Consider the following 24,185-nt stretch of genomic DNA (forward strand, 5'->3'; position numbering starts at 1 on the left):
GGTGGCGGCATCCATGCCGCCACACGGTCCCGCAAGCGGCGAGGGCACCGCACCAGAACGTCTGCTGGTTGCTTCGTTGAAAGCCATGCACACCGACCATCGCGACTGGTCTTTGCCCGCCCACCGTCGCGGGACCTGACGCGGCATGGATGCCGTGTAGCGCTGACATGGACGTACGGACAGCATGTCCCGCGATGGTGGGCGGGTGAGCCCCTGCACCTAGTGCGCGGATCAGCTGGCCTGTCGTCGCCTGGCGTGACGTGGTGTTGTCAGCCGTGCTTACTCGGCAGCAGGCTTGGCGTCGCTCTTGGTGTCCAGGTAATAGGCCACCACCTCGCCCTTGACCTTCATGGTCATCGGATTACCGCGACGATCGCGCGCCTTGCCGGCCTGGACCTTGATCCAGCCTTCGCTGATCGAATACTCCTCGACGTTGTCACGCTCGATGCCGTTGAAGCGCACGCCAACACCGCGGCTCAGGGCGTCGGCATCGTGAAACGGGCTGCGTGCATCGATGGCCAGATGATCGGGAGGGGTATCGCTCATGGGAAAGGGCGTCATGACGACCGGGATGACCGTCTTCGGCCGCACAGGATACGGGCCTGCGCGGCGATGACCAGCCCCCTGCAGGCGGCCGCGGGCGGCGTAACGGTTTGCATGGCGCGCGTCAGGCGGCACACTTCACGCTGAATCTTTCTGTGAGACCCCCGCCATGCCCGACAACAGCGCCGATTACGAAGACGACGACGGCCTGCCCTCCGATCTGGAGGAGGCCGATGACGTCGACGATCATCCTGGGCGGGTCTGGAACCTGCTGGTGCTGATCAATCCCGGCGACGAAGAAACCGCGCTGGGCCAGTTCGACGCCTGGCGTGAGGCGCAGGCCGAGGCGGACGAGGACGACGAAGACGATGCCTGGCTGTGGGCGCTGAAGGACGCCATCGATTGGCGCTCGGGGTTTTACGTCGACTGGAAGGACACCGATTCGTTCATCGCTGCCATCGACGAGCTTAGTTCGCGCTGGAACTTGCGCATCGACTGGGGCGGCGACCTGGATGACGAAGACTTCGCCAACGGCCTGGGCGTGCCCGACCTGATGGCGGTGGCCTTCGACCGCCTGCGCGAGCACGGGTATTCGCTGTGGAACTGGAACACCGGCGGCGACGCCTACGCCGGCTGGATCGCGCTCAGCCGCGACGACGACGCGATGCTGGCACTGACCTCGTTGATGGACGTGGAAGTGCGGCTGGGGAATGAGGCGTTCTGAGGCCGGGATTGGGGAATCGGGAGTGGGGATTCGCAGGAGCGGTCCCCGGGGCTGTTGCAGTGTGGGGCGCTTAGGGACGCGCGCTGTGGCGGGGAGTGGAAGCGTGGCCGGGCACTGGCCATGCAGGCTGTGCAGCGGCGCGAAGCGTTGGGGTGTCGCTAGTTGGGTGATGTGGCAAGCATGCCGAGCATCCACGAAGACCGCTACAAACGCCGCGTAGGAGCGCGCTCGCGCGCGACGAAGCTCTCCCGTTAACGCCCCATCGCGCGCAAGCGCGCTCCTACACAAGCGTGATGTCACTGCGGTCTGGATGGTTGCTGCTCCGACGTGCGTGTGTGGGCAAGCCCGGCAGTCGAAGGCATCAGGCCGGGAGACCTGCCACGTAGGAGCGCGCTTGCGCGCGATGAAGCTCTCCCGGTAACGCCCATCGCGCGCAAGCGCGCTCCTACACAAGCGTGACTTCATTGCGGTTTGGTGCGCAGGCATCCAACTAGTGACACCCACCGATCAGGCGCGGTTACCAATCAGGCCACAGCCACCGCTTTTACGATTCCCGATTCCCGATTCCCAACTCCCCAATCCCCGCCTCCTCAAGGCACCTCTCCCCGCGCCTGCGCGCGCGCATTGGCGATCAGCGCCTTGAGCAGGGCGCGGTCGGTATGGCGGGAGATGGCGATGGCGCCGAGGGCGATCGCCTCGGTGCGTAGCGGGGCGGGCACGTCGTAGTGCGCGCCGCTGAGTTTGTTCTGGAAGGCGCGGCGGGGAATGCCCAGCCGCGCCGCCATTGCATGCAGCTCGTCCAAGGTATCGCCGAGCAGGTGCGCCCAGCGCTGGTCGCGCCACAGGTGCACGGCATCGTCGACGTAGACGGCCACCGGCTGGCCTCAGGCCTTCTTGCTCTTCTTCTTCTTCTTGGCGCCGTCGGTGGCGTCGGCGTCGTCCTGCGCGGTTTCGGCCGCGCTGTCGTCAGCGTCGGCGTCCGTGGCATCGGCGTCCGCATCGGCCGCATCAGCGGCGTCATCCGCATCGGCTGCCACTGCATCGCTGTCGCTGTCGTCTTCGCCTTCTTCGCCTTCGCCGGCGTCATCGCCGTCGGCGTTTTCGAACTCGGACACCAGCGTGGTCAGGTATTCCTCGGCGGTCTTGCCTTCTTCGGCGGCCAGGTCGTCGATCATCTGCTGCAGCTGGGTCGAATATTCCAGCGAGATGGTCTTGCCTTCCTTCTCCTGCAGGTTGGCCAGGTGCTTGAGCATGGCCAGCATCGGAACCGGGTTGTCGGCGCTGCCCATGGTCTGGCCGCCGATCGACAGCATCCACTCGCTGCCGCCCTGCAAACCGATCGCGGCGACGACGCGGCCGTCGGCATCCTGCAGCACGGCGTGGTTGGTGACCTGGGGCGCCTGGCCCAGACGGACGATCGGGCGCTTGGGTTGCTGCTTCTTGCGCTTGTCGCGCTTGGCCTTGGAATTGCGGGACATGGTGTTCTCGACGCTGGAAATGGCCGGCCATTCTAGGCGCTTGTGCGCGCCACGGCTCGGACGGGCCATGTGGTATGCGCGGGGACGCTCCCGATCAGCTTGCCAGGCGGTGCCAAAGCCCACCCGCCAGCGATGTCTGGCGCGTCAGTTCGGCTGTGCCGACTCGCTGGTGGCCACCCGTGGCGCGGCGATGGCCGCTTCGGCGGCCTTGGCGAGCGCGGCCGCCGAGGCCACCTGCGCGCCGGACGACACCCGCGGCGCCGCCGGCTTGGTGCCGGCCGCGGCAGGCGCAGGCACCGGCGTTGCGGTGCCGGCAGCGGCCGGTGCGGTTGTGCTGCTTCCGGTCGCTGCAGGTGTGCCCACCGTGGCGGTGCCGGTGGCGGCAGCGCCGCTCAGGTCCGGCACATGGGTGTCGGCATCGGGAATGGGCTTGCCCAGTGCCACGCCCTGGTCACTGCCGGCCAGGGCCGCCTGCTCGGCGTCCTGGGTCATCACCACGATGCTGATGCGGCGGTTGATCGGGTTCTGCGGGTTGGTCTTGTCGAACAGCACCGACGAGGACAGCCCCACCACGCGGGTCACCTTGGCATCGGCCATGCCACCGCCCACCAGCGCGCGGCGGGCGGCGTTGGCGCGATCGGCGCTGAGTTCCCAGTTGGTGTAACCGGCATCGCTGCTGTAAGCGGTGGTGTCGGTGTGGCCGGTGATGCTGATGTGGTTGGGCACCTGATTGATGAAGTTGGAGAGCTCGCGCAGGATGTCCACGGTGTAGGGCTTGAGCTGGTCGCGGCCGATGTCGAACATCGGGCGGTTCTGCTTGTCGACGATCTGGATACGCAGGCCATCGGGTGTGAGATCCAGCAGCAACTGGTCCTTGAACGGCTCCAGCGCCTGGCTCTTGTCGATGGCTTCCTTCAGGTCCTGCATCAGCGCTTCCAGGCGCTTCTTGTCCTTGGCGCGGCTGTCCACGTCGGTATCGGCGGCGTTGTCGCGCTTGCGGCCCATCTCGTCCTTCTGCCCCTTGGCCATGTCGGCGGTGCCGCCGAGCTTGATCATCGAGGTGCTGGCGCCGCCGGGCCCGTTCATGCCGGGCGAGGGCGCCGGCGATTTGCCGGACAGCGGGCTGGGATTGCGGAAATATTCGGAGATCGCCGCGCGCTGTTCCTTGGTGGTGGCCGCCATCAGCCACAGCACCAGGAAGAAGGCCATCATCGCGGTCACGAAGTCGGCGAACGCCACCTTCCAGGCGCCGCCATGGTGGCCGCCGCCCTGGACCTTCTTGACCCGTCGGATAATGACGGTGGATTTGCCCTCGGCCATGACCGCGGTCCTACTTGATCGTCTTCAGGTGCGTTTCGAAATCACCGAAGCTCGGGCGCACGTTGGAGGGCAGAGTCTTGCGCGCGAATTCCAGCGCAATCTTCGGGTTGTAGCCGCGCAGGCAGGCCAGCAGCGCGGTCTTGACCGCTTCGTAGATGCGCCCGTCCTGCTCGGCACGCGCTTCCATCGCCGCCGACAACGGCGACACGAAGCCATACGCCAGCAGGATGCCGAGGAAGGTGCCGACCAGCGCGGCGCCGACGTGGTGGCCGATCTCTTCGATCGGCCCGCCAATCGAGCCCATGGTGATCACGATACCGAGCACGGCCGCCACGATGCCGAAGCCGGGCAGGCCGTCGGACACCTTGCTCAGCGCATGCGCCGGTGCCAGGGCTTCGTGGTGATGCTTTTCCAGTTCCAGCTCGAGTAGCGGCTCCAGCTCGTGCGGCTCGATGTTGCTGCCGATCATCAGGCGCAGGCAGTCGGTGATGAAGTCCAGCAAATGGTGATCGGCCAGCACCTTGGGATAGGTGCCGAAGATGGTGCTGTCCTGCGGTTTTTCGACATGGTCTTCCAGCGCCATGAAGCCGTCGCGGCGGGCCTTGTTCAACAACTCGTAGATCAGGCTCAGGGTGTCCTTGTAGTCGTCGGACTTGTACTGCGGGCCCTTGAACACGCCCATGACGCCGGTCAGCGTTTCCTTGACGATCTTGCCTGGCGTGCTCACTAGGAAGGCGCCCAGCGCCGCGCCGCCGATGATCATCAGCTCGTACGGTTGCCACAACGCGCCCAGCTTTCCGTGCGACAGCACATAGCCGCCGAGGACACTGACGATGACGACGATGAAGCCGATGATGATGAGCATGGCGCAGCCGGGAGCAAGCTAGGGTTGCTGTTTGTTTCGGCCCGGGCGGCGGATTCTTGAAGCGCGTGACGTGAAGATGTGCGCTGCGACTGAACGCATCAGCCCCTGCATCAGCCCACGCCGCTCGCGTCCGCCTGCGTGCATTTGACGGCCTCGCCGCCCGCCAACGTTAGCGTTGCCTCGCCCGCGTGCGCCCAGAATGCGTTGCCGTGGATGTCCGCGTAGCGGGCGCCAGTCCGGGCGTTGGCATGCGTGAGCAGCAGGGTGCGGCCGTTCACGTTCAGCTGCACGGCCTGGGTCGCCGCATCCGTATGCACGCTCACCAATTGCTCGCCGCAGCGCCACTGCGCAGTGGCCGATGGAGCGGGAGTTGGCGCGGTTGGGGATACGCCCGCCGGGCGGGGCGGCGGGCCGCCGACGCTGGCGTCGGTGATGGCCGGCGTGCTGCCGGCCGCTGGTGAGTCGGCTGCGGCAGGCGGGCGATCGTTGCCGTTGCAGCTTGTCAGGGCCAGGGCCAGGGCGAGCAGGCTGGCCAGGTGTAGCGGGGAGACCGGGTGCATGTGACGCCTCCTGTCGGATCAGGGTGCCGCAGCGCCGGTTGACGCTGCGGGACTGTCAGGACCGGTGCGCCGCCGCGCGCATCAGGCCGGTTGGGTCTCGGCGCCTGCGCGCTGCAGCGGATTGGGCAGCGGCTGGCCGTCTTCGGTGAACGCCAGCGAGACCGAATTGAGGCAGTGGCGCTCGCCGGTGGGCGGCGGACCGTCGGGAAACACGTGGCCCAGGTGGCTGTCGCAGCGCGCGCAGACGATTTCAGTGCGGATCATGCCGTAGCTGGTATCGCGGATCTCGCGCACGTGCGCCGGGTCGTAGGGCGCAAAGAAGCTGGGCCAACCGGTGCCGGAATCGAACTTGGCATTGGAGCGGAACAACGGAAGTCCGCACAGGCGGCAGGTGTAGACCCCGTCGAGCTTGTTGTCCAGGAACACACCGCAGAACGGGGCCTCGGTGCCGTGGTGCAACAGCATGCGCTGCTCCTCGTCGCTGAGCCCGGCAATCAGGGCATCGCGCTGGGCGGGGGAGGGCGGGGTGAGGTCGAACTGGCTCATGGGGCTCTCGCATGCGCTCGCTGGCGGGGTGCCGGCGCCTGCCCCTGTGATGTGGGCAGTGCGCGCAGGGTTCAACCGCTGGCGCGAAGCGGACCGGCGCGCTGGTCGAAACGTTGAGAGTGCAACAGAGACTCAGCGCCCGCGTCGGTACCGATGCCCGGAGATCCTGCGTTGAGGAGCGCTGCGTTTTCGCATGGTGCCGACGTCGCCGAAGCGTTCAGGGCCCGGCGGGGTCCGTGCATTGCCGCCGCGTGCTGGCGGCCCCATTGATTGCCTATCTATCATGCAACGTGGTGCCCGACATGACGATCTCATCCTCAGCGCGCGGCCTGGTGCTGTGTGGCCTGCTGGCTGCCGCCGGCACGGTACTGGCGCAGTCGGCCACCACCACGCGCTCGTCCAACACCCTGCAGCCCATCACCACGCCCACGCCGGTGCAGCCCACGGTCGCGCCGCCGCGCCCGGTACAGCCAACCCCCACGATGACGCCGGTGCCGTCGCAGCTGGGCCAGCGCCCCAACGCCCCGACCATCCCGACCCGCGGACCGGCACAGACACCGGTGGCCCCGGCCGGCAGCCAGGTGCCGGCCAGCACGCCGATGGTCTACGACCGCAACGGGCGCTTGCTGCAAGGCATGCAGCCGGCCGGCCCCAACCGCGTGCTGGACACCAAGACCGGCCGCTACTACGACGCAGTACCAGCCGGCGATGGCATGCGCGTGGTGCGCTGAGGGCGCGGTGCGGGCCGCCGCGTTCTGAAGCACGCGGCAGTGGTGTGGCCATGCACCAGCAGCTCGCAATGCTTTTAGCGGCGAACTTGCGCGAAGCCGCGCAAAACTCGATGGAGGTTCGGCAGGTGGAATGCAGTCTCGGCAGGTTCGCGGTACGTCCACCAGCTTCGACTGCGCCGGCAGTTCCATCTCGCCATCAGTCGGCCAGAAGCCCTTAGTCACACCATCCCGTCAAACATTCCCGACAAGCATTGCGACCCCGCGGGGCATCTGCGCAACTCGGCCGCCAACCCGCCAACCCGCCAACCCGCCAACCCGCCAACCCGCCAACCAGACCGGTCACGGCCAACCGCGAATCCCGATTCCCCAATCCCGATTCCCGACTCCTACCCCTCAATCGGTAACGCCAGCGTCTCCTTCACCTCTTCCATCACGATGTAGCTCTTGGATTCGCGCACGTGCGGCAGGGTCAGCAAGGTGCTGCCGAGCAACTTGCGGTACGAGGCCATCTCGCTGATGCGGGCCTTGAGCAAATAATCGAAATCCCCCGAGACCAGATGGCACTCCAGCACGTTGGGCAGCTTGAGCGCGGCGCGGCGGAATTCTTCGAAGATGTCGCCGGATTTGTAGGCCAGGCTGATCTCCACAAACACCAGCAGGCTGGCCTTGAGGTAGTGCGGATCCAGTCGCGCGTAATAGCCGGTGATGGCGCCATCGCGCTCCAGCCGGCGCACGCGCTCGGTGCAGGGCGTGGTGGACAAGCCCACCCGTTCGCCCAGTTCGGTAAAGGAAATCCGGCCCTCCTGCTGCAGGATGCGCAGGATCTTGCGGTCGATCTTGTCCAGCTCACGCGCGCGGGTGGCCATGGGGTCTGTGTCCAGGCGGATTTGACAGGAAGTTTCGCTGCAAGGCCGTGCCGATTCCAGAAATAGCACTGCCTGGCTCGCAATATACTGCGTCTAAACGTCTCCCTCGGCACCTGGTTCTGGGGGAATGCTCTCTTTGAGGAGAACGACATGCGGGTGCTCATTCTCGGTAGCGGCGTCATCGGCACCACCACCGCCTGGTATCTGGCGCAGTCCGGCTGCGAGGTCACCGTGGTGGACCGGCAACCGGCTTCCGGGCTGGAAACCAGCTACGCCAACGCCGGCCAGCTCTCCTTCGGCTACACCTCGCCGTGGGCCGCGCCGGGCGTGCCGGGCAAGGCGGTGAAGTGGCTGTTCGAACAGCACGCACCGCTGTCGATCCGCCCCACCCGCGACCTGCGCCAGCTGGCCTGGCTCAGCCAGATGCTGCGCAACTGCACCGCCGAACGCTACGCGGTGAACAAGGCGCGCATGGTGCGGTTGTCCGATTACAGCCGTGACTGTCTCAATGCGCTGCGTGCCAGCACCGGGCTGGAATTCGAAGGCCGGCAACTCGGCACCACCCAGCTGTTCCGTACCCAGCAGCAGCTGGACGCGGCCGCGCAGGACATCGAGGTGTTGGCGCAGTACGGCGTGCCCTACGAGCTGCTGTCCCCGGCGCAGATTGCCCAGTACGAGCCCGGCCTGGCCGGCGGTGGCGCGCAGATGGCCGGCGCGCTGCACCTGCCCGAAGACCAGACCGGCGACTGCCGGCTGTTCACCCAGCGCCTGGCCGACCTGGCCACGCAGGCCGGCGTGCAATTCCGCTATGGGCAGCAGATCGAGCGCCTGGAGCATGCCGGCGGCGAAATCACCGGCGTGCAGATCGATGGCCGCCTGGTCACCGCCGACCGCTATGTGCTGGCACTGGGCAGCTACTCGGCCGATCTGCTGCTGTCGCTGGGCCTGCATCTGCCGGTGTACCCGCTCAAGGGCTATTCGCTGACCATCCCGATCGTGGACGCGCAACGCGCGCCAACTTCCACGGTGCTGGACGAGAGCTACAAGATCGCGCTGACCCGCTTCGATGAGCGCATCCGCGTCGGGGGCATGGCCGAGGTGGCCGGCTTCGACCTGTCGTTGAATCCGCGCCGCCGCGCCACCCTGGAAATGGTGGTCAACGACCTGTTCCCCGGTGCCGGCGATCTGGCCCAGGCCGAGTTTTGGACCGGCCTGCGTCCGGCCACGCCGGACGGCACCCCGGTGGTGGGCGCCACGCCGTACGCCAACCTGTTCCTCAACACCGGCCACGGCACGCTGGGCTGGACCATGGCCTGCGGCTCCGGCCGCTACCTGGCCGACCTGATGCAGGGCCGCACGCCCGAGATCGATACCGAAGGCCTGGACGTGTTCCGTTATCTGTCCACGCGCAGCACGCGCCCGCACCGGGAGGCCGCGTAGTGCGTCCTGCGCAAGCGTTGATCGACCTGGACGCGTTGCGTCACAACTACCGCCTGGCCCGGCAACTGGGCGGCGGCAAGGCATTGGCGGTGGTCAAGGCCGACGCCTACGGCCACGGCGCTGTGCGCTGTGCGCAGGCGCTGGAACCGGAAGCCGACGGCTTTGCCGTGGCCTGCATCGAAGAAGCGCTGGAATTGCGCCAGGCCGGCGTGCGCGCGCCGATCCTGCTGCTGGAAGGTTTTTTCGAGCATGACGAGCTGGCGCTGATTGCCGAACACGATCTATGGACGGTGGTCGCCACGCCCTGGCAGGTGCGCGCGCTGGCCGAGTTCCGCAGCCCGCGCCCATTGCGGGTGTGGTTGAAGCTGGACAGCGGCATGCATCGGCTCGGCCTGTCCCCGGAGAATTTCCGCGCCGCATGGCTGCATTTGCGCGGCTTACCGCAGATCGACTCGCTGGTGCTGATGACGCATCTGGCACAGGCCGACGAGCTGGAGTGCAGCCGCACCGACGAACAGGCCGTGGCGTTTGCGCTGACCTGCGGCGGCATGCGTGCGGAAACCAGCCTGCGCAATTCGCCCGGCCTGCTCGGCTGGCCGGCGCTGCGCAACGATTGGTCACGCCCGGGGCTGATGCTGTACGGCGCCAACCCGTTCCCGCAGCCGACCGAGCTCACCGCGCAACTGCGCCCGGTGATGACGGTGCGCTCGCGCATCATCAGCGTGCGCGACCTGCCGGCCGGCGAGCCGGTTGGCTATGGCGCGCGCTTCGTTGCCGAACGGCCCACGCGCGTGGGCGTGGTGGCGATGGGCTACGCCGACGGCTACCCGCAGTTCGCGCCGAACGGCACGCCGGTGCTGGTGGATGGCAAGGTGTGCCCGCTGATCGGCCGTGTGTCGATGGACATGCTCACTGTGGATCTCACCGAGCACCCGCAAGCCGATGTGGGAACGCCCGTGCAGCTGTGGGGCGACGCGCCGCAGGTGAGCACGTTGGCCGCGCAGTGCAATGTCAGTGCATACCAGCTGCTGTGTGGACTCAAGCGCGTTCCGCGTCACTACAGCACCCCTGCACACGCGTAACGCCGCTGCGCGCTAACAACACTGCTTCGCAGGCTCGAGCTGTAGGACGTGGCAGTGAATGCTCAGATCAACACGACCACACAACAACGGCGCCCTGAGGCGCCGTTGTCTGTTCCAGCATGGCGTGCGTGTCGCGCTTTGCGCGCGCTGCATCAGCGCTGCGCGGTGTCCCGGTCACGATCGCCGCGGAACTGCTTGCGCACCCAGTCGTCGATCATCGCCTTCTCGAAGCGCAGCGGGTCGGTGTCGTTCATGCGCGGGCCGCTCATCAGGAACGCCGAATCCACCAGCTTGCGTTCGCCCTGGTCGATCACCGCGCCACTGGCATCGGTCAACGTGTATTCGAAGCTCATGCGCGGCGGGTAGATGTCCTTGACCACGCGCACGTCCTGCATGCGTGGGCCATGCCATGGCTCGTACTGGCCGGCGCGGCGGATATCGGTGATGGTCACGCTGAGGCGTTGGCCGTCCGGCAGCTGCCGCTCGGCGCTGCGCTGGAAATAGGTGGCCAGCTGGGTCACCCAATCGCCGCGCTGCGCTTCCCAGCGGTTGCCGCTGTAGCGGATATCGGAAAACTGCGCCGGGTCGGTCCAGCGCACCTGCACCGGGCCATCGCTGGACAGGGCGCGCGGGGCGTCCGGATCGGTCACGTTGCGCACCCCGGCGGTGGCCCCGGTGCTGGCAAGCAGGCCGGCGAGCAGCAGGCTCGCGCTGGACACAAGCAAACGTTTCATGGAAAGCCTCCAGAAGAGATGGCCGGCAACGCCGGGCACAGGATCAGTGTGGGGCCGCCCTGCACACCCCGCAACGCGCGCAGCGCCTGGGGCTGGCATCGCGTTGCCGCCCGGTTAATGCAGGTGGCCGCGGTGCTGACGGAGGGTTCACCAGGCCTGCGCTTCCGCTTCACGGCCCAGCCCGGAAGATCGCTGCCATGGACACCTACCCCCGCACAAAATCAGCCTCCTCGGCGCCGGCACACATGCCGTCGGACGTGCGACTGCAGTTCATCGATTGGGCAAAGCAGCACGGCCACAATCCGGCCACCGGCGCTGCCGCCTTCGTGGCCCTGCAGAGCGATCTCGACCTGGACATGGCCACCCGCAGCATGCCGCTGGAACCGGGCGCCGACGCCCGCGAAGCATTGCGCGAGCATCTGGCCGCGCTGGCGCGCCAGGTCGATGTGGCCGTGCAGTTTCCACCGGTGTACGCCTACACCTCGGCTACCGGCGCGGAGTACCGCTACTCGCTGATGCTGGTCATCGCCGAGGATTGTGTGGAGTGGACCGGGCGCGTCTGGCAGGGCCTGGACTACCAGGGAATGCTGACCGGCCGCGGCCAGGGCCCGCGTGCCAATTACACTCAGCTCGCACGCATGGCGCTGGAGCGCGAACTCGACCAGGAGCGGCCGCGTTATGTCCAGTCCTGATCTGGAACTCATCCTGCCGCAAGGGGCGCATGTCGCCGATGCGGATGACAGCTTTAGCCAGCAGTGCCGCGATGAATGCGCCCGGCTCGGTCTGTCGCGGGTGCGCCTGCTGCTGCTGGACGCCGACTACGCGCGTTCGGGCCTGTGGCGCGAAGAGGCGCAGCGCTGGGTGGACGAGCAACTGCGGCGCGAAGGTGAATGGGCATTTCGCGGCTTGGTGGCCGGCATCATGCTGCTGAGCGCAGGTATCGTGGTGGTGGCTGCTCTGCTCTGGTAGCAGGGCGGCAGGCTGGGCGATCCTGCGGCGCGCGAGCGCGGTGTGCACCCGCCGACGACATCGGACATGGTTTCATCCGCTCGTCATCCGCCCTGGCATCACCCGTGGACCCTGATTTGAGCACTTCAGCCCTCAGCCCCGAATCGATCGTCGCCGCATCGGCGCCCGTCGCAGAGCCGACGCTGGATTCGGGCATGTACCGCGAAATCTTCGACAACGTGGACGCCGGCTTCTGCATCATCGACATGGTGTTTGAAGGCGACCGGCCCACCGATTACATCTTCCGCGTCACCAACGAAGCGTTCCAGCGCTACACCGGCCTGTCCGAGGTCGCCAATGTCTCGATGCGCAGCCTGCGCGCCGATCATGAGCAGGAATGGTTCGACCGCTACGGGCACGTGGCACTGACCGGCAATCGCATCCATTTCGAAATGCAGGCCAAGGCGCTGAACCGCTGGTATTCGGTGGACGCGTTTCGGGTGGGGCCGCCGGAGCTCAAGCGGGTGGCCGTGCTGTTCATGGACATCACCGAGCGCAAGCGCGTGGAGCGCGAGCTGGCCGAGAGCGAGGCGCGCTTCAGCGCGCTGGCGGACGGGCTGCCGATGCCGGTCTGGGTGCTCGATGCGCAAGGCGTGGTGCGTTTCGTCAATAGCGCCTATGGCGAATTTTTCGGCGTGGATATTTCCAGCGGCACCGTGTCGGCCTGGAGCGAACTGCTGCATCCGGAAGACGTGCCGGTGTTCCAGTTTGAATTGGCGGCCTCGCTGGAAGAACAGCGTGGCCTGCACGCGCTGGTGCGTGCGCGCCGCCACGACGGGCAGTGGCGCTGGATCGAGATGACCGCCACGCCGCGTTATTCGGCCGACGGCCGTTTCATTGGCCTGGCGGGCAGCAGCCCGGACGTGACCGAACAGCGCGAAATCGCCCTGGCGCGTGAGCAACTGCTCGAATCCGAGCGCAGCGCGCGCAACGAGGCAGAGAGCATGGCGCGGCTCAAGGACGAGTTCCTGGCCACCTTGTCGCACGAGTTGCGCACGCCGCTCACCACCATCCTGGGCTGGAGCGAGCTGCTGTTGCAGCGGGTCGAAGAGGGCCACCCGAACTACAAGGGCCTGTCGGTCATCGCCAGCAGCGCCCGTGCGCAAAAGCGCCTGATCTCCGACATGCTCGACCTCAGCAGCATGCTGCTGGGCAAGGTGCAGCTGGAAGTGGAATCGCTGGATCTGGCCGAGCAGGTGCGCGAAGCCCTGGGCGCGCAGGAGCCGGTGGCCGAGGGCAAGGATCAGGTCCTGCAGCTGCATGTGCCGCCCACGCCGTGTCTGGTGCTGGGCGATGCCACGCGGCTGCAGCAGGTGTTCTGGAATCTGCTGTCCAACGCGATCAAGTTCACGCCCGCGCACGGCCGCATCGATGTGACCGTGGAGCACGACGACGGCCACTTCATCGTTTCGGTGCGCGATTCCGGCGACGGCATCGCTTCGGAATTCCTGCCGCATCTGTTCGGCCGGTTCCGCCAGGCCGACGCCACCACCACCCGTCAGCACGGCGGCCTGGGCCTGGGCCTGGCCATCGTGCAGCAGCTGGTGGAAATGCATGGCGGCCAGGTCGGTGCCACCAGCGGCGGGCGCGGCAAGGGAGCCACCTTCACCGTGCGCCTGCCCGAGCATCAGCCCGACCAGGCCAAGCGGCCGCGGCGTGAACTGCGTCGGCGGCTGATGTCCGAACAGATCGTGGAAGCGCGTGCGCTCAACGGCCTGCGCTTGCTGGCGGTGGAAGACCAGCCGGACATGCTCGACTATCTGCGCCGCCTGCTGGAAGAGCAGGGCGCCGAAGTGGTGACCGCCGGCAGCGCCACCGATGCGTTGGCCCTGATCGACCACCGCGGCTATGCACGCTTCGATCTGATGCTCACCGACATCGGCATGCCGGGCATGGACGGCTACGGGCTGATCCGCACCGTGCGCGAAAACATGGGCCTGGATGCGACCGCATTGCCGGCGGTGGCGGTCACTGCGTTGGCACGCGACGACGATCGCCAGCGCGCGCTGGCCTCCGGCTTTCAGGAACATCTGGCCAAGCCGTACAGCGTGGCACAGTTGGTGACCGCGGTACGCGCCGCGCGCGAACCGGCCGAATGATGCAGTGCGCTTGATGCGATGCGATGCGGCCGGGTTGCCGCATCGCATCGCATTTCGGCGACCAGGCAACTTGGTGTGTTTGCTGCATCGTTCACGGCCGATGGCCTAGCGTGCGGGCTCCCCTTTCGGAGATCGCGCGATGCCCAAATACGCCCCCCATGTCTATACCGATCAGGCGCAGATCGCCACGCTGGAGCATTGGGTGAAGCTGCTTGACGGGCAGGAACGCGTGCGCATCGAGCTGGACGACGGCAGCATGATTGCCGGCACCGTGGCGGTGCGTCCCACCATCCAGACCTATCGCGACGAACAGGAACGCGAAGGCAGCAATGGCCAGCTGCGCATCGACCATCTGGATGCCTCGCAGGAGCCGCAATGGATCTGGATGGATCGCATCGTGGCGGTGCATCCGATGCCGCTGGGCGCCGACCCGCAAGTCATGCCCTGACAGGCGGCCTTTACAGGGTGTTTACTTCTCGCAGGCGCGTCACCGGCATCATGCCCGACTGTCGCAACTGTTCAGGATTCCGCCCGCAATGAATGCTCCCGTCTTGAAGCTCGCCCGTTGGCCGCTGCCGCTGCTGACCGCCGCCGTACTCGCCGCCTGCGGCGATACCGCCACGCTTGAGATCGCACAGGGCACCGGGCCGAATCCGCAATTGCCCGAACCGGTGAAACGGCTGATCCCCACCGTCAAGGTGGCGCCGGTCAAGCGCTGGGCCGCCAACGCCAAACCGATTGCCGCCGATGATTTGCAGGTCAATGCATTCGCGCGTGATCTGGATCACCCGCGCTGGGTGTATGTGCTGCCCAATGGCGACGTGCTGGTGGCCGAAACCGCCGAACCGCCTAAGCCCGACGATGCCGGCGGCGGTGGCCTGCGCAAGAAAGTGCAGGGCGCGATGATGAAGAAAGCCGGCGCGGTGGTGCCCAGCGCCAACCGCATCACCTTGCTGCGCGATGCCGATGGCGACGGTGTGGCGGAAGTGCGCACGCAGTTCATCAGCGGCCTGTTTTCGCCGTTCGGCATGGCGCTGGTGGGCGATCGTTTTTACGTGGCCAATGCCGATGCGCTGGTGAGTTTTCCGTACGCGCCCGGCGACACCCACATCACCGCCAAGCCGACCTTCGTGGCCAATTTGCCGGGCGGCCTCAACCATCACTGGACCAAGTCGCTGCTGGCCAGCGCCGATGGCAGCAAGCTGTATGTGGGCGTGGGTTCCAACAGCAACGTGGCAGAGAACGGCATGGAGGCCGAGCTCAATCGCGCCGCCATCCTGGAGATCGACCCGGCCACCGGCAGCAGCCGCGTGTTCGCCAGCGGCCTGCGTAACCCGGTCGGCACCGCCTGGGAGCCGCAGAGCCAATCCTTATGGGTGGTGGTCAACGAGCGCGATGAAATCGGCAGCGATTTGGTGCCCGATTACCTCACCTCGGTGCGCGACGGCGGTTTCTACGGCTGGCCGTACAGCTACTACGGGCAGCACGTGGACGAACGCGTGGAGCCGCAGAATGCTGAGCTGGTGGCCAAGGCGATCAAGCCGGATTACGCGCTGGGCCCGCACACCGCCTCGCTGGGGCTGAGTTTTGCCAGCGGTAGTTTGTTGCCACAGCGTTTCCGGCAGGGCGCCTTCATCGGCCAGCATGGCTCGTGGAATCGCGACCCGCCCAGTGGCTACAAGGTCATCTTCGTGCCGTTTGCCAATGGCAAACCCGCCGGCAACCCGATTACGGTGCTGGATGGCTTTCTGGATGCCGAAGGCAATGCCCAGGGCCGGCCGGTTGGTGTGACGCCGGACAATAGCGGGGCTTTGCTGGTGGCGGATGATGTGGGCAACGTGATCTGGCGGGTGACGCCGAAAACGCGCTGAGGCTGGCGCGGCACAAAAAAAACCGGGCAGTGCCCGGTTTTTTGCTGCGCGTGCGGTGGGCCGCTAGCGCGGTGCTTCCGGAGAGGCATTGAAGCGGCGGGCATAGTCGCGTTCTTCGCTGATCCGGGCAACTTCCTCATCGGCCATTTCCGGCGCGCCATACACGGCGTAGGCCACGCTGCCGTCGTCGCGTTCACCGACCTGATGCAGCCGGTAGCGGGGCCGCCCGGCGCCGGTGTTTTCCGGGTAATGCATCGGTGGCGGGGTGTCGTCCAGGTCCATCTCGCTGTTGTCTACAACTCCACCTACGAACAGGGCTCGCATTGCGTATCTCCGGTGTGGGCGTAGCTGCAGCCTAGGTCGGTGGATGTTGCGTGCGCATCAATGCTCCGTATAGGCGCCGCAACGAGCGCGGCAGGCAGCCGGCACCGGTCCCTTACAATGGGGACCTGTTCCTGACCCGATGATCCGATGGCTGGCCCGCACGATGCTCCGCTTCAAGCCCTGTTCCTGCCGTTCGCGCAAGGGGTGCTGTCCTGGCCACAAGGCCCGGTGCTGTTCCTGCGCGCGCGCGATGGCTGGCCGCTGCGCGAGCATGCCGTGGCCGAGGCACTGACCTGCGAACAAAGCTTCCGCCCGTTCGCCGAGGCGCTGGAGCGCAGCGGCTGGCAGGTGCGCGAGGAAACCGAGATCGAGGCCGACACCACCCGCTATGCGATGGTGCTGGTGCTGCCGCCCCGCCAGCGCGAAGAGGCCCGCGCCCTGTTTGCGCGTGCGGTGGCGCTGACTGCCCCCGGCGGCTGCGTGGTGGCCTGCCAATCCAACAACGAGGGTGCGCGCTCGGGCGAGGCCGATCTGCGCCAGCTCACCGGCCTGGCCGGCAGCCTCACCAAGCATCACTGCCGCACGTATTGGAGCGGCCCGCTGCCGGGCAGTACCGATGCGGCCTTGCAGGCGCGCTGGGCGGCACTGGATGCGCCGCGCAAGATCCTGGACGGGCGCTTCGTCAGCCGCCCCGGCGTGTTCGCCTGGGACCGCATCGACCCGGCGTCGGCGTTGCTGGTCGAGCATCTGCCAACCACCCTGGCCGGCCATGGCGCCGATCTGGGTGCTGGCTTCGGCTATCTCTCCGCCGAGGTGCTGGCGCGGTGTCCCAAGGTCACCGCACTGGATGTCTACGAAGCCGAAGCGCGTGCGCTGAACCTGGCGCGGCGCAACCTGCAAGGCAGCGCGCATCCGGCGCAGCTGCAGTACCACTGGCGCGATGTCACCGCCGGGCTGGCCGCGCAGTACGACTTCATTGTCAGCAACCCGCCGTTCCACACCCCCTCGCGCGCCGACCGGCCGGACATCGGGCAACGCTTCATCGCGGTGGCCGCGCAGGCGCTGCGCCCGGGCGGGCAATTGCTGCTGGTGGCCAACCGGCATCTGCCCTATGAGCAGGTGCTCAACGACAGCTTCGGCCAGGTCCGCGTGGCCGCCGAGCGCGATGGCTTCAAGCTGATTGCCGCCGTGCGCGGGCGTGGAGCGCGCGCATGAAGCTGGTCAAGCACATTGCCAATCTAGGCTATGGCAGCCGCAAGCAGGTGACGCAGCTGTTCCGGCAGGGCGCCATCACCGATGCGGCCGGCGAGGTGTTGTACGCCGATGATCAGGTGGACCACGCCGCGATCCGCATCGATGGCGAGCCACTGGATCCGCCGCCCGGCTTCAGCGTGCTGCTGCACAAACCCAGCGGCTACACCTGCTCGACCAAGGACACCGGCCGGCTCATCTATGAGTTGCTGCCACCGCGCTTTCGCCTGCGTGCGCCGGTGCTGGCGCCGGTGGGGCGGCTGGACCGCGAGACCAGCGGCATGTTGCTGATGACCGACGACGGCGCGCTGCTGCACCGGATCATTTCGCCCAAATCCGCGTTGGACAAGGTCTACGACGTTACCTTGGCCGAGGACCTGCGCGGCGATGAGGCAGCCTTGTTCGCCAGCGGGACGCTGCTGCTGGAAGGCGAAACCAAGCCGCTGCTGCCGGCCGAGCTGGAGGTGCTGGGCGCACGTCAGGCGCGGCTGACCCTGCATGAAGGCCGCTACCACCAGGTGCGCCGCATGTTCGCCGCGGCCGGCAACCACGTGGTGGCGTTGCACCGCAGCCGCATCGGCGGGCTGTCGCTGGATGGGCTGGACGCCGGGCATTGGCGCCCGTTGGGGCCGGAGGATCTGGACGTGTTGTTCGGGCGCGGTGACGCCGCATGAGCGCCGCCACGCCGCTGCCGTTCTGGCCGCAGGCGGTGATCTTCGACATGGATGGCCTGATGCTCGACAGCGAGCGCGCCATTACCGCCTGCCTGGCACAGGCCGCCGACGAGCATGGGCTGCAGATCGAGCCCGCATTCTGGTTGCGCATGGTCGGCACCGGTGATGCCGCGTGCCGACGCCTGCTTGGCGAGCGCATCGGCACTGCTGCCATGGAGCACGTGCTGGCGCGCTGCCAAGGCTTGTACGACGCCGCGGTCAGCGCGGGCATTGCGCACCGGCCCGGCATCATCGCGCTGCTGGAGTTCCTCAACGCGCACGGCATGCCGCGTGCGGTGGCCACCTCCACCCAGCGCCCGCTCGCGTTGCGCAAGCTGGCTGCCTCCGATCTGTTGTGGCGTTTCGATGCGGTGTGCACCGCCAGCGATGTGGCGCACCCAAAGCCGGCGCCGGATATCTACCTGCTGGCCGCGCGCACGCTGGGCGTGGACCCTGCGCAGTGCCTGGTGCTGGAAGATTCACCCACCGGGGTGCGTGCTGCACTCGCTGCGGGCATGACCCCGATCCAGGTGCCGGACCTGCTCGCACCCGATGCCGAGGTACGTGCGCTTGGCCATCGCATCGTTGCCTCGTTGATGGATGCGCAGACGTTGCTGGAAGCGCGGCTGGCCTGAGATGGTGCGTGTGGTGGCAATCGCGCCATGGCCTCAACGCTCGTCATCGCTGCGCAGTTGCGCGTGCGATGTTTGCTGTACGGCACGTGGTGATGTGTCGCAGCGATTGGCTGATTGGCAATGCCTAGTCACCGCTGCGTGCGCTGCAGCGGATACGCAACCAACCTGCGTCTAGATAAAACGCACCGCATCAGACGGTGCCGCGTCAGACGTACTGCATCTTGCGCGACATGCCGCCGTCGACAATGAAGTCCTGCCCGGTCACAAAGCCCGACAGCTGCGGCGCCAGCAGATATACCGCCAATTGCGCGATGTCTTCCGGCGTGCCGACGCGGCCAACCGGATGCTGGGCATGATCGCGCCGCGAGAGCTTGGGTGCGCGCCGCCGCGCCGGTGCACGCCAGGCATCGGTACTGATCCAGCCAGGGCTGATGCTGTTGACGCGCACCTGCGGGCCTTCGCTCAGCGCCAGCGCATGCGTCATCGCCACCAGGCCACCTTTGGCGGCGGCATACGCTTCACTATGGGGTTCGGATTGCCAGGCGCGTGTGGAGGCGATGTTGACGATGGCGCCGCCATCGGCGGCCTTTGCGAGCGCGGGCAGGGCATGCTTGCTGCACAGAAACGCGCCATGCAGGCTCGAGAGCCGGCGCTGCCATTCGTGCCATTCCAGTTGTGCCAGCGCGGCGATATGCGGGTCGGGAACGCCGGCGTTATTGACCAGGCCGTCGAGCCGCCCGAAACGTTTGAGCGCGGTGGCGACCAGGCGCGCAGCATGTGGTTCGCGCGCGGCGTCGGCACGCACGAAGGCGCTGCGGCGCGGCAGTGCCCAGTCCTGCAGGCAGGCCTTGCCCGCATCGGCATCCAGATCGCCAATCACCACGCTGCCGCCGGCACCGAGCACAGCCTGCGCAATGCCGCGGCCAATCCCTTGCGCACCACCGGTGATGATCACCACGCGGTCTTGCAACGGTGCGGGATTCCAGTCGGAAATAGCGGGAACCAGAGCCATGGCGTGCGATTGCGTCAGCGAACGGGAATTCCACTGTAACCGTTGCGATGTCAGCGCCACAGCAAGATGCGGTGCGCTTGTGGCCGCTTTGCACACCTCGCGCATGTCATCAGCATTTCATACGAATTTCTTTTCATGGCGCGCGCCGACATGGCCGCCAGGGAGCGGCCCGGCTCCTCACCCCATCGGAAAACCTCATGACCTTTGCTCCCGTGCATCCTGCGCGTCGTCCTCGCCATGCCGTGCTGATGCTCGCCGTCACTGCCGCGCTCACCTCCGTCACCGTGCAGGCACAACAGGCCGGCGCTGCGTCCACGCAGACCACCGAGCTGGATCGTGTGCAGGTGCTGGGCAGCTATGCGTCCAGCCTGGAGCGCGCGCTCAACGACAAACGCTATGCGCCCAGCGTGATCGATTCGATCGAAGCCGAAGACATCGGCAAGTTGCCTGCGCAGAACGTGGCCGAAGCACTGCAACGCCTGCCGGGTGTGACCATCGAGCGTGATCGCGGCGAAGGCGTGTATGTGCGCGTGCGCGGCCTGGGGCCGAATTTTCAGGTCACCACGCTCAATGGGCAGACCATGGCGGTGAACGAGAACGTGCGCAATTCCGGGCAGACCGGCCGCCAGTTCCGCTTCGACACCTTGCCGGCCGAACTGGTGTCGGGCCTGGAAGTGATCAAGAGCCCGACCGCCGCACTGGATGAAGGCGCTATCGGCGGCGTGGTCAACGTCAAGACCTTTCGTCCGCTGCAATTGGGCAATGCAGAGACGCATCTGTCGGCCGAACTCAGCCACCCGCAGCTGGCCGATGAGAACGACCCGCGCGTGTCCGGCCTGTACAACTGGGTCAATGCCGACAAGACCCTGGGCGTGCTGTTCGCCGCTGCCTACGCCGAGCGCAGCCTGCGCCAGGATCGTGTCAACGAAACCTACTGGGAGCACTACGCCGATGGCATCGACGGCAACGGCGATGGCGTTGCCGATACCGGCGCCATCTACGCGCCCTCGGCGATCCGCCCGACACTGGAACTGGAGCAGCGCAAGCGGATCGGCGTGGCCAGCTCGATCCAGTTCGCGCCCAGCGAGGCGCTGGAATTCAACCTTGACCTGTTCTACGCGCGCCAGCAGGTGGACTACGACGAGTTCGCGATCGGCACCGGCTGGGAGCCGCGCAACATGCGCAATCTCAGCATCGTCGGCAATGCGGTCACCGCGTTCGATTACCAGAACGGCCAGGTGCAGCTCTCGCGCGAAACCTCCGGCATGACCGACGAAAACCGCAGCGTGCGTTTCAGCGGTGCCTGGCAGGGCGATGCGTGGAAGCTGCAGGGCACCGGCTTTGTGTCGCGTGCGCACAGCTGGAACGATGCACCGATCCGCCGCACCCGTCTGCGCACCGGCACCACCGTCGATCAGCGCGTGGTGTTCCCCACTGCCTCGGGCAACAATCTGCCGCAGTGGTCCTTCACCGATGGCTATGACCCGACCGATCCGGCGCAGACGCCAGGCCGCCGGCTGGAGTGGCGCATCATCGATGCGGTGGACCACGAGCGCGCGCTGCAGTTCGATGCCGACCGCATGCTGGAAGGCGGCGTGTTCAGTGCGCTCAAGCTGGGCGCCAAATACCGCACCCGCGAGCGCCGCTATGACCGCACCGACCTGGTCAACAACAGCATCGCCGGCCGGCGCTTTGATACCAGCTATTTCTATCCTGCATTGCCGGTGAGCGACATGCTGGACGGTGGCAACGGGCAGCTGCCGCGGCAGTGGCTGGCACCGCGCGAAGCACCGTTCTGGGGTGACTGGCCGACTGCGGCGGATCTGGCCAACAGCCCCACCAGCGAAGACCTGCAAAATTCCTACCGCGTGCTCGAAGACATCAGCTCGGCGTATGCGATGCTGGAATTCTCCACGCCGCTGGGCGGGCGCGACGTGCGCGGCAATGTCGGTGTCCGCGGCGTGCATACCCAACAACGCACCGAAGGCCATGCCAATCTCGACGGCGCCGCACAACCGGTGGTGTTCGAGCGCAGCTACAACGATGTGCTGCCGTCCTTGAACGTGGCCTACGACCTTCGCCCGACCATGGTGCTGCGCGGCGCCGCGGCCAAGGTGATCACCCGCCCGGATCTCACCGATCTCTCTTCCAAGCTCACCTTCAACTCCAGCGGTGAAGTGCTCACCGCCAGCGGCGGCAACCCGAACCTGGAGCCGTTCGAGGCACTGCAGTACGACCTCACCTTCGAGTGGTACACCTCGCCGTCGTCGGCGCTGGTGGCCGGCGTGTTCTACAAGGACATCAGCCGGTTCGTGCAGACCCAATTCTCCAACCTGGACTACCAGGGCCGCCGCTATCTGCTCTCGTCCAAGGTCAACGGTGGCAAAGCCAAGGTGCAGGGCGTGGAGCTGGCCTGGCAGCAGGTCTTCACCGGCTTGCCGGCGCCGTTCGATGGCCTGGGCATGCAGGCCAACTACACCTGGACCGACAGCGAAGCCAACTACGTAGACGGAGACACCACCTTCCAGGATGCGTTGGAAGGTGTAGCCAAGAACAGCTACAACCTGGTCGGTTTCTACGAGAAGGGGCCGCTGTCGGTGCGGCTGAGTTACAGCTGGCGCGACGACATCGTCAACTCGGTGGGCACCGCCGATATCGCCACCAACAACACCCGCGCCTACGGCACGCTGGACGGCAATATTTCCTGGCAGATCACCCCGGCGCTGGCCGTGTTCGCCAATGCCATCAACCTGACCGGTGAGGTGCAGCACATGTATGTCGGCGACCACCTGTTCTCCGGCTATACCGACTACGGGCGCACCTACTCGCTCGGCCTGCGGGCGAACTTCTGATGCGCACGCTGCAGACCCTCGCGGCGGCCGTGTGCCTGGTGCTGAGCAGCGCGGCGCCGGCGGCGCAGGTGGAGGTTGATACCGCGCCGCCGGCTGCCACCGACCAGGACGCCGCGCCACGCCAGTGGCTGGCCGGCGACCATCATGTGCATAGCGAATGGAGCGTGACCTGGGACCGGTCCACGACGCCGCCCACGCCGATACGCGGTGGCGATTCGCCCTACACGCGCAGCCGCAATGCGCAGCAGGCCGCCGCCAACGGGCTTGCGTGGATGGTGCATACCGATCATGGCGGCCCGGGCCATTCGCGGGTGACCCGCACCCAGGCCTGGCCAGCGCTGCAGCAGGCCAGGCGCGCGGTGCCGGCGCTGATCCAGTTCCATGGGATGGAATTCGATGTGCCGGCGGCCGAGCATGCGTCGCTGATCATCGCACCGGGTGCCGACGAGCAAGCGCAGCTGGAGCGGCTGGAGCGCGACTACAACCGCGCCGAACTGCTGGATGGCAGCCTCCGCGATACCGAGCCGGCGATGCTGGCGGCGCTGCACGCCATGCAGGCGATGCAGCCGCAGCCGCTGCTGATCGTCAACCATCCTTCGCGCACAGCAACAGCGCCCGGGGTCTGGGGCAAAGTCACTCCGGCGGAGTTGCGTGCATGGCAGGACGCCGCGCCGCAGGTGGTGATCGGCATGGAAGGCGCACCCGGGCACCAGGCCGACACCGCGCATCGTGGGCTGTATCGCAATGCCGGCGCGCCGACGTTGGGGGGCTTCGACCAGATGACCGCACAGGTGGGCGGCGTGTGGGACAGCCTGCTGGCCGAAGGCCGTCATTTCTGGATCACCGCCACCTCCGATTCGCACCGCAACAGGCGTGATGGCGGTGCGGAATTCGACCCGGGCGAATACAGCAAGACCTATGTGTGGGCGCATCACGATGCGGCCGACATTTTGCGCGCGTTGCGGGCCGGGCAGAGTTTTGCGGTGACCGGCGATCTGATCGATGCACTGGAGCTGCGTGTGGAGTCGGTTGCGGCCGATGGCCGTGTCCGCGCGCACGCCGGGATGGGCGGCACGCTGCAAGCACTGGCAGGCACGACGCTGCAAGTGCGCGTGCGCATGCACGAACCGCAGCAGCCCAACCGCCACGGCCAGCGCGCGCAGGTGGCGCAGCTGGAGGTCATCACCGGTGGCGCGCAGCGTGGCGGCGGTGCGCGCACGCAGGTGCATCGCATTGCGCGTGCGGCGTTGCTGTCGCAGGACGGCTGGCTGAGCGCGCAGGTAGACCTGCCGGAGTTGGCCGGTGGTGGCTTCGTGCGCGTGCGCGGCAGCAACACGGACGAACCCACCCCGCAGCCAGATGGCGCCGGCGAAGATCCCTGGCAGGACCTGTGGTTCTACTCCAACCCGGTGTTCGTCACGCCGGCGCGGTGAGCTGCGGCGCGTGGCGATCTGGCCCTGCGAGCGCGCAGCTGTGACCAGGCGTGATCGGCGCGTGTCAGCACGCGGACGTGAGGCCCACGCCGCCTGCA

General features: G+C 67.0%; 25 protein-coding genes. 14 read left to right on the forward strand and 11 right to left on the reverse strand.

Annotated features, from left to right (window positions below; translation table 11 throughout):
• Nucleotides 1-279: 279 nt before the first annotated feature.
• Entirely contained in the window at nt 280-546 is a 267-nt protein-coding gene (locus QRM60_RS19525) for a DUF3297 family protein (protein WP_011038741.1), read from the reverse strand.
• A 166-nt stretch (nt 547-712) separates the two neighbouring features.
• On the opposite strand from QRM60_RS19525, the gene QRM60_RS19530 reads away from it, so the two are divergent.
• On the forward strand, nt 713-1,267 hold the full coding sequence (locus tag QRM60_RS19530) for a hypothetical protein (RefSeq protein ID WP_011038740.1): 555 nt from the start codon (nt 713-715) through the stop codon (nt 1,265-1,267).
• A 590-nt stretch (nt 1,268-1,857) separates the two neighbouring features.
• Here the strand turns inward: QRM60_RS19530 and QRM60_RS19535 are convergent.
• The 6 genes from QRM60_RS19535 to msrB form a co-directional block, all read right to left on the reverse strand.
• The gene (locus tag QRM60_RS19535; protein ID WP_014506481.1) at nt 1,858-2,142 is read right to left on the reverse strand and encodes a DUF4031 domain-containing protein; all 285 of its coding nucleotides are present in this window, start codon (nt 2,140-2,142) and stop codon (nt 1,858-1,860) included.
• A gap of 9 nt (nt 2,143-2,151) precedes the next feature.
• Nucleotides 2,152-2,814, reverse strand: a complete 663-nt coding sequence (locus QRM60_RS19540; RefSeq protein ID WP_115555280.1) for a hypothetical protein — start codon at nt 2,812-2,814, stop codon at nt 2,152-2,154.
• A 75-nt stretch (nt 2,815-2,889) separates the two neighbouring features.
• Nucleotides 2,890-4,065 carry a flagellar motor protein MotB gene (gene motB, locus QRM60_RS19545; protein WP_285446874.1) on the reverse strand — a complete coding sequence of 392 codons (1,176 nt, stop codon included), beginning with the start codon at nt 4,063-4,065 and terminating at the stop codon, nt 2,890-2,892.
• A gap of 10 nt (nt 4,066-4,075) precedes the next feature.
• The gene (gene motA, locus QRM60_RS19550; protein WP_011038736.1) at nt 4,076-4,930 is read right to left on the reverse strand and encodes a flagellar motor stator protein MotA; all 855 of its coding nucleotides are present in this window, start codon (nt 4,928-4,930) and stop codon (nt 4,076-4,078) included.
• 110 nt (nt 4,931-5,040) lie between these two features.
• Nucleotides 5,041-5,490 carry an MliC family protein gene (locus tag QRM60_RS19555; RefSeq protein WP_285446875.1) on the reverse strand — a complete coding sequence of 150 codons (450 nt, stop codon included), beginning with the start codon at nt 5,488-5,490 and terminating at the stop codon, nt 5,041-5,043.
• An 81-nt stretch (nt 5,491-5,571) separates the two neighbouring features.
• Nucleotides 5,572-6,036 carry a peptide-methionine (R)-S-oxide reductase MsrB gene (gene msrB / locus QRM60_RS19560; RefSeq protein WP_285446876.1) on the reverse strand — a complete coding sequence of 155 codons (465 nt, stop codon included), beginning with the start codon at nt 6,034-6,036 and terminating at the stop codon, nt 5,572-5,574.
• 302 nt (nt 6,037-6,338) lie between these two features.
• On the opposite strand from msrB, the gene QRM60_RS19565 reads away from it, so the two are divergent.
• Nucleotides 6,339-6,767 carry a hypothetical protein gene (locus QRM60_RS19565; protein WP_042594645.1) on the forward strand — a complete coding sequence of 143 codons (429 nt, stop codon included), beginning with the start codon at nt 6,339-6,341 and terminating at the stop codon, nt 6,765-6,767.
• Between the two features lie 386 nt (nt 6,768-7,153).
• Here the strand turns inward: QRM60_RS19565 and QRM60_RS19570 are convergent, their stop codons facing one another.
• Entirely contained in the window at nt 7,154-7,633 is a 480-nt protein-coding gene (locus QRM60_RS19570) for an Lrp/AsnC ligand binding domain-containing protein (protein ID WP_005992148.1), read from the reverse strand.
• Between the two features lie 150 nt (nt 7,634-7,783).
• Between QRM60_RS19570 and QRM60_RS19575 the strand changes: the two genes are divergently transcribed.
• The gene (locus QRM60_RS19575) at nt 7,784-9,073 is read left to right on the forward strand and encodes a D-amino acid dehydrogenase (protein WP_011038731.1); all 1,290 of its coding nucleotides are present in this window, start codon (nt 7,784-7,786) and stop codon (nt 9,071-9,073) included.
• Nucleotides 9,073-10,155 carry an alanine racemase gene (alr, locus tag QRM60_RS19580; protein WP_285446877.1) on the forward strand — a complete coding sequence of 361 codons (1,083 nt, stop codon included), beginning with the start codon at nt 9,073-9,075 and terminating at the stop codon, nt 10,153-10,155. Before QRM60_RS19575 ends, alr begins: the two co-directional genes overlap by 1 nt.
• A gap of 152 nt (nt 10,156-10,307) precedes the next feature.
• Here alr and QRM60_RS19585 read toward each other — a convergent pair whose 3' ends face one another.
• Nucleotides 10,308-10,889: a DUF3016 domain-containing protein gene (locus tag QRM60_RS19585; protein WP_042594576.1), complete on the reverse strand. Its 582-nt coding sequence runs from the start codon at nt 10,887-10,889 to the stop codon at nt 10,308-10,310.
• A gap of 245 nt (nt 10,890-11,134) precedes the next feature.
• Here QRM60_RS19585 and QRM60_RS19590 point away from each other — a divergent pair, with 245 nt between their 5' ends.
• The 5 genes from QRM60_RS19590 (at nt 11,135) to QRM60_RS19610 (ending at nt 15,867) form a co-directional block, all read left to right on the forward strand.
• Nucleotides 11,135-11,581, forward strand: coding sequence for a hypothetical protein (locus QRM60_RS19590; RefSeq protein WP_014506489.1), 447 nt, complete (start codon nt 11,135-11,137; stop codon nt 11,579-11,581).
• On the forward strand, nt 11,568-11,858 hold the full coding sequence (locus QRM60_RS19595) for a hypothetical protein (RefSeq protein ID WP_042594577.1): 291 nt from the start codon (nt 11,568-11,570) through the stop codon (nt 11,856-11,858). The genes QRM60_RS19590 and QRM60_RS19595 overlap by 14 nt, the downstream gene beginning before the upstream one ends.
• A gap of 194 nt (nt 11,859-12,052) precedes the next feature.
• The gene (locus tag QRM60_RS19600; RefSeq protein ID WP_115531098.1) at nt 12,053-13,996 is read left to right on the forward strand and encodes an ATP-binding protein; all 1,944 of its coding nucleotides are present in this window, start codon (nt 12,053-12,055) and stop codon (nt 13,994-13,996) included.
• Nucleotides 13,997-14,135: 139 nt separating this feature from the next.
• Nucleotides 14,136-14,444 carry a DUF3247 family protein gene (locus QRM60_RS19605; protein WP_115531097.1) on the forward strand — a complete coding sequence of 103 codons (309 nt, stop codon included), beginning with the start codon at nt 14,136-14,138 and terminating at the stop codon, nt 14,442-14,444.
• Between the two features lie 88 nt (nt 14,445-14,532).
• Nucleotides 14,533-15,867 (forward strand): sorbosone dehydrogenase family protein, encoded by a 1,335-nt coding sequence (locus QRM60_RS19610; RefSeq protein ID WP_011038724.1) that lies wholly within the window; start codon nt 14,533-14,535, stop codon nt 15,865-15,867.
• Between the two features lie 63 nt (nt 15,868-15,930).
• Here the strand turns inward: QRM60_RS19610 and QRM60_RS19615 are convergent, their stop codons facing one another.
• A complete protein-coding gene (locus QRM60_RS19615) occupies nt 15,931-16,191 on the reverse strand; it encodes a hypothetical protein (protein ID WP_075286194.1) in 261 nt (86 codons plus the stop codon).
• A 147-nt stretch (nt 16,192-16,338) separates the two neighbouring features.
• Here QRM60_RS19615 and QRM60_RS19620 point away from each other — a divergent pair, with 147 nt between their 5' ends.
• From QRM60_RS19620 to QRM60_RS19630, 3 genes are read left to right on the forward strand one after another with little or no spacing between them, the layout of a single operon-like run.
• The gene (locus QRM60_RS19620; protein ID WP_042594582.1) at nt 16,339-17,406 is read left to right on the forward strand and encodes a class I SAM-dependent methyltransferase; all 1,068 of its coding nucleotides are present in this window, start codon (nt 16,339-16,341) and stop codon (nt 17,404-17,406) included.
• Nucleotides 17,403-18,116 carry a pseudouridine synthase gene (locus tag QRM60_RS19625; protein WP_042594583.1) on the forward strand — a complete coding sequence of 238 codons (714 nt, stop codon included), beginning with the start codon at nt 17,403-17,405 and terminating at the stop codon, nt 18,114-18,116. Before QRM60_RS19620 ends, QRM60_RS19625 begins: the two co-directional genes overlap by 4 nt.
• Nucleotides 18,113-18,790, forward strand: coding sequence for an HAD family phosphatase (locus QRM60_RS19630; protein WP_042594584.1), 678 nt, complete (start codon nt 18,113-18,115; stop codon nt 18,788-18,790). The genes QRM60_RS19625 and QRM60_RS19630 overlap by 4 nt, the downstream gene beginning before the upstream one ends.
• A gap of 205 nt (nt 18,791-18,995) precedes the next feature.
• Here QRM60_RS19630 and QRM60_RS19635 read toward each other — a convergent pair whose 3' ends face one another.
• Complete coding sequence (locus tag QRM60_RS19635; RefSeq protein ID WP_042594588.1) at nt 18,996-19,802, reverse strand: SDR family oxidoreductase; 807 nt, start codon at nt 19,800-19,802, stop codon at nt 18,996-18,998.
• A gap of 197 nt (nt 19,803-19,999) precedes the next feature.
• On the opposite strand from QRM60_RS19635, the gene QRM60_RS19640 reads away from it, so the two are divergent.
• Both QRM60_RS19640 and QRM60_RS19645 read left to right on the forward strand, forming a co-directional pair.
• Nucleotides 20,000-22,654, forward strand: coding sequence for a TonB-dependent receptor (locus QRM60_RS19640; protein ID WP_285446878.1), 2,655 nt, complete (start codon nt 20,000-20,002; stop codon nt 22,652-22,654).
• Entirely contained in the window at nt 22,654-24,087 is a 1,434-nt protein-coding gene (locus tag QRM60_RS19645; RefSeq protein ID WP_285446879.1) for a hypothetical protein, read from the forward strand. The genes QRM60_RS19640 and QRM60_RS19645 overlap by 1 nt, the downstream gene beginning before the upstream one ends.
• Nucleotides 24,088-24,185: the final 98 nt, after the last annotated feature.

This window comes from Xanthomonas sp. fls2-241-TYG-148 (genome assembly GCF_030208815.1).
GTDB classification, from domain to species: domain Bacteria; phylum Pseudomonadota; class Gammaproteobacteria; order Xanthomonadales; family Xanthomonadaceae; genus Xanthomonas; species Xanthomonas campestris.

Excerpts from the sequence above, each read along its gene's own strand:
- motB (WP_285446874.1), bottom strand. The coding sequence starts at position 4,065 with ATGGCCGAGGGCAAATCCACCGTCATTATCCGACGGGTCAAGAAGGTC.
- QRM60_RS19585 (WP_042594576.1), bottom strand. The coding sequence starts at position 10,889 with ATGAAACGTTTGCTTGTGTCCAGCGCGAGCCTGCTGCTCGCCGGCCTG.
- QRM60_RS19575 (WP_011038731.1), top strand. The coding sequence starts at position 7,784 with ATGCGGGTGCTCATTCTCGGTAGCGGCGTCATCGGCACCACCACCGCC.
- QRM60_RS19625 (WP_042594583.1), top strand. The coding sequence starts at position 17,403 with ATGAAGCTGGTCAAGCACATTGCCAATCTAGGCTATGGCAGCCGCAAG.
- QRM60_RS19540 (WP_115555280.1), bottom strand. The coding sequence starts at position 2,814 with ATGGCCCGTCCGAGCCGTGGCGCGCACAAGCGCCTAGAATGGCCGGCC.
- QRM60_RS19530 (WP_011038740.1), top strand. The coding sequence starts at position 713 with ATGCCCGACAACAGCGCCGATTACGAAGACGACGACGGCCTGCCCTCC.
- QRM60_RS19555 (WP_285446875.1), bottom strand. The coding sequence starts at position 5,490 with ATGCACCCGGTCTCCCCGCTACACCTGGCCAGCCTGCTCGCCCTGGCC.
- QRM60_RS19570 (WP_005992148.1), bottom strand. The coding sequence starts at position 7,633 with ATGGCCACCCGCGCGCGTGAGCTGGACAAGATCGACCGCAAGATCCTG.
- QRM60_RS19645 (WP_285446879.1), top strand. The coding sequence starts at position 22,654 with ATGCGCACGCTGCAGACCCTCGCGGCGGCCGTGTGCCTGGTGCTGAGC.
- QRM60_RS19635 (WP_042594588.1), bottom strand. The coding sequence starts at position 19,802 with ATGGCTCTGGTTCCCGCTATTTCCGACTGGAATCCCGCACCGTTGCAA.
- QRM60_RS19590 (WP_014506489.1), top strand. The coding sequence starts at position 11,135 with ATGCCGTCGGACGTGCGACTGCAGTTCATCGATTGGGCAAAGCAGCAC.
- msrB (WP_285446876.1), bottom strand. The coding sequence starts at position 6,036 with ATGAGCCAGTTCGACCTCACCCCGCCCTCCCCCGCCCAGCGCGATGCC.
- QRM60_RS19615 (WP_075286194.1), bottom strand. The coding sequence starts at position 16,191 with ATGCGAGCCCTGTTCGTAGGTGGAGTTGTAGACAACAGCGAGATGGAC.
- QRM60_RS19640 (WP_285446878.1), top strand. The coding sequence starts at position 20,000 with ATGACCTTTGCTCCCGTGCATCCTGCGCGTCGTCCTCGCCATGCCGTG.
- QRM60_RS19525 (WP_011038741.1), bottom strand. The coding sequence starts at position 546 with ATGAGCGATACCCCTCCCGATCATCTGGCCATCGATGCACGCAGCCCG.
- QRM60_RS19565 (WP_042594645.1), top strand. The coding sequence starts at position 6,339 with ATGACGATCTCATCCTCAGCGCGCGGCCTGGTGCTGTGTGGCCTGCTG.
- QRM60_RS19620 (WP_042594582.1), top strand. The coding sequence starts at position 16,339 with ATGGCTGGCCCGCACGATGCTCCGCTTCAAGCCCTGTTCCTGCCGTTC.
- motA (WP_011038736.1), bottom strand. The coding sequence starts at position 4,930 with ATGCTCATCATCATCGGCTTCATCGTCGTCATCGTCAGTGTCCTCGGC.
- QRM60_RS19605 (WP_115531097.1), top strand. The coding sequence starts at position 14,136 with ATGCCCAAATACGCCCCCCATGTCTATACCGATCAGGCGCAGATCGCC.
- QRM60_RS19610 (WP_011038724.1), top strand. The coding sequence starts at position 14,533 with ATGAATGCTCCCGTCTTGAAGCTCGCCCGTTGGCCGCTGCCGCTGCTG.
- QRM60_RS19595 (WP_042594577.1), top strand. The coding sequence starts at position 11,568 with ATGTCCAGTCCTGATCTGGAACTCATCCTGCCGCAAGGGGCGCATGTC.
- QRM60_RS19600 (WP_115531098.1), top strand. The coding sequence starts at position 12,053 with ATGTACCGCGAAATCTTCGACAACGTGGACGCCGGCTTCTGCATCATC.
- QRM60_RS19630 (WP_042594584.1), top strand. The coding sequence starts at position 18,113 with ATGAGCGCCGCCACGCCGCTGCCGTTCTGGCCGCAGGCGGTGATCTTC.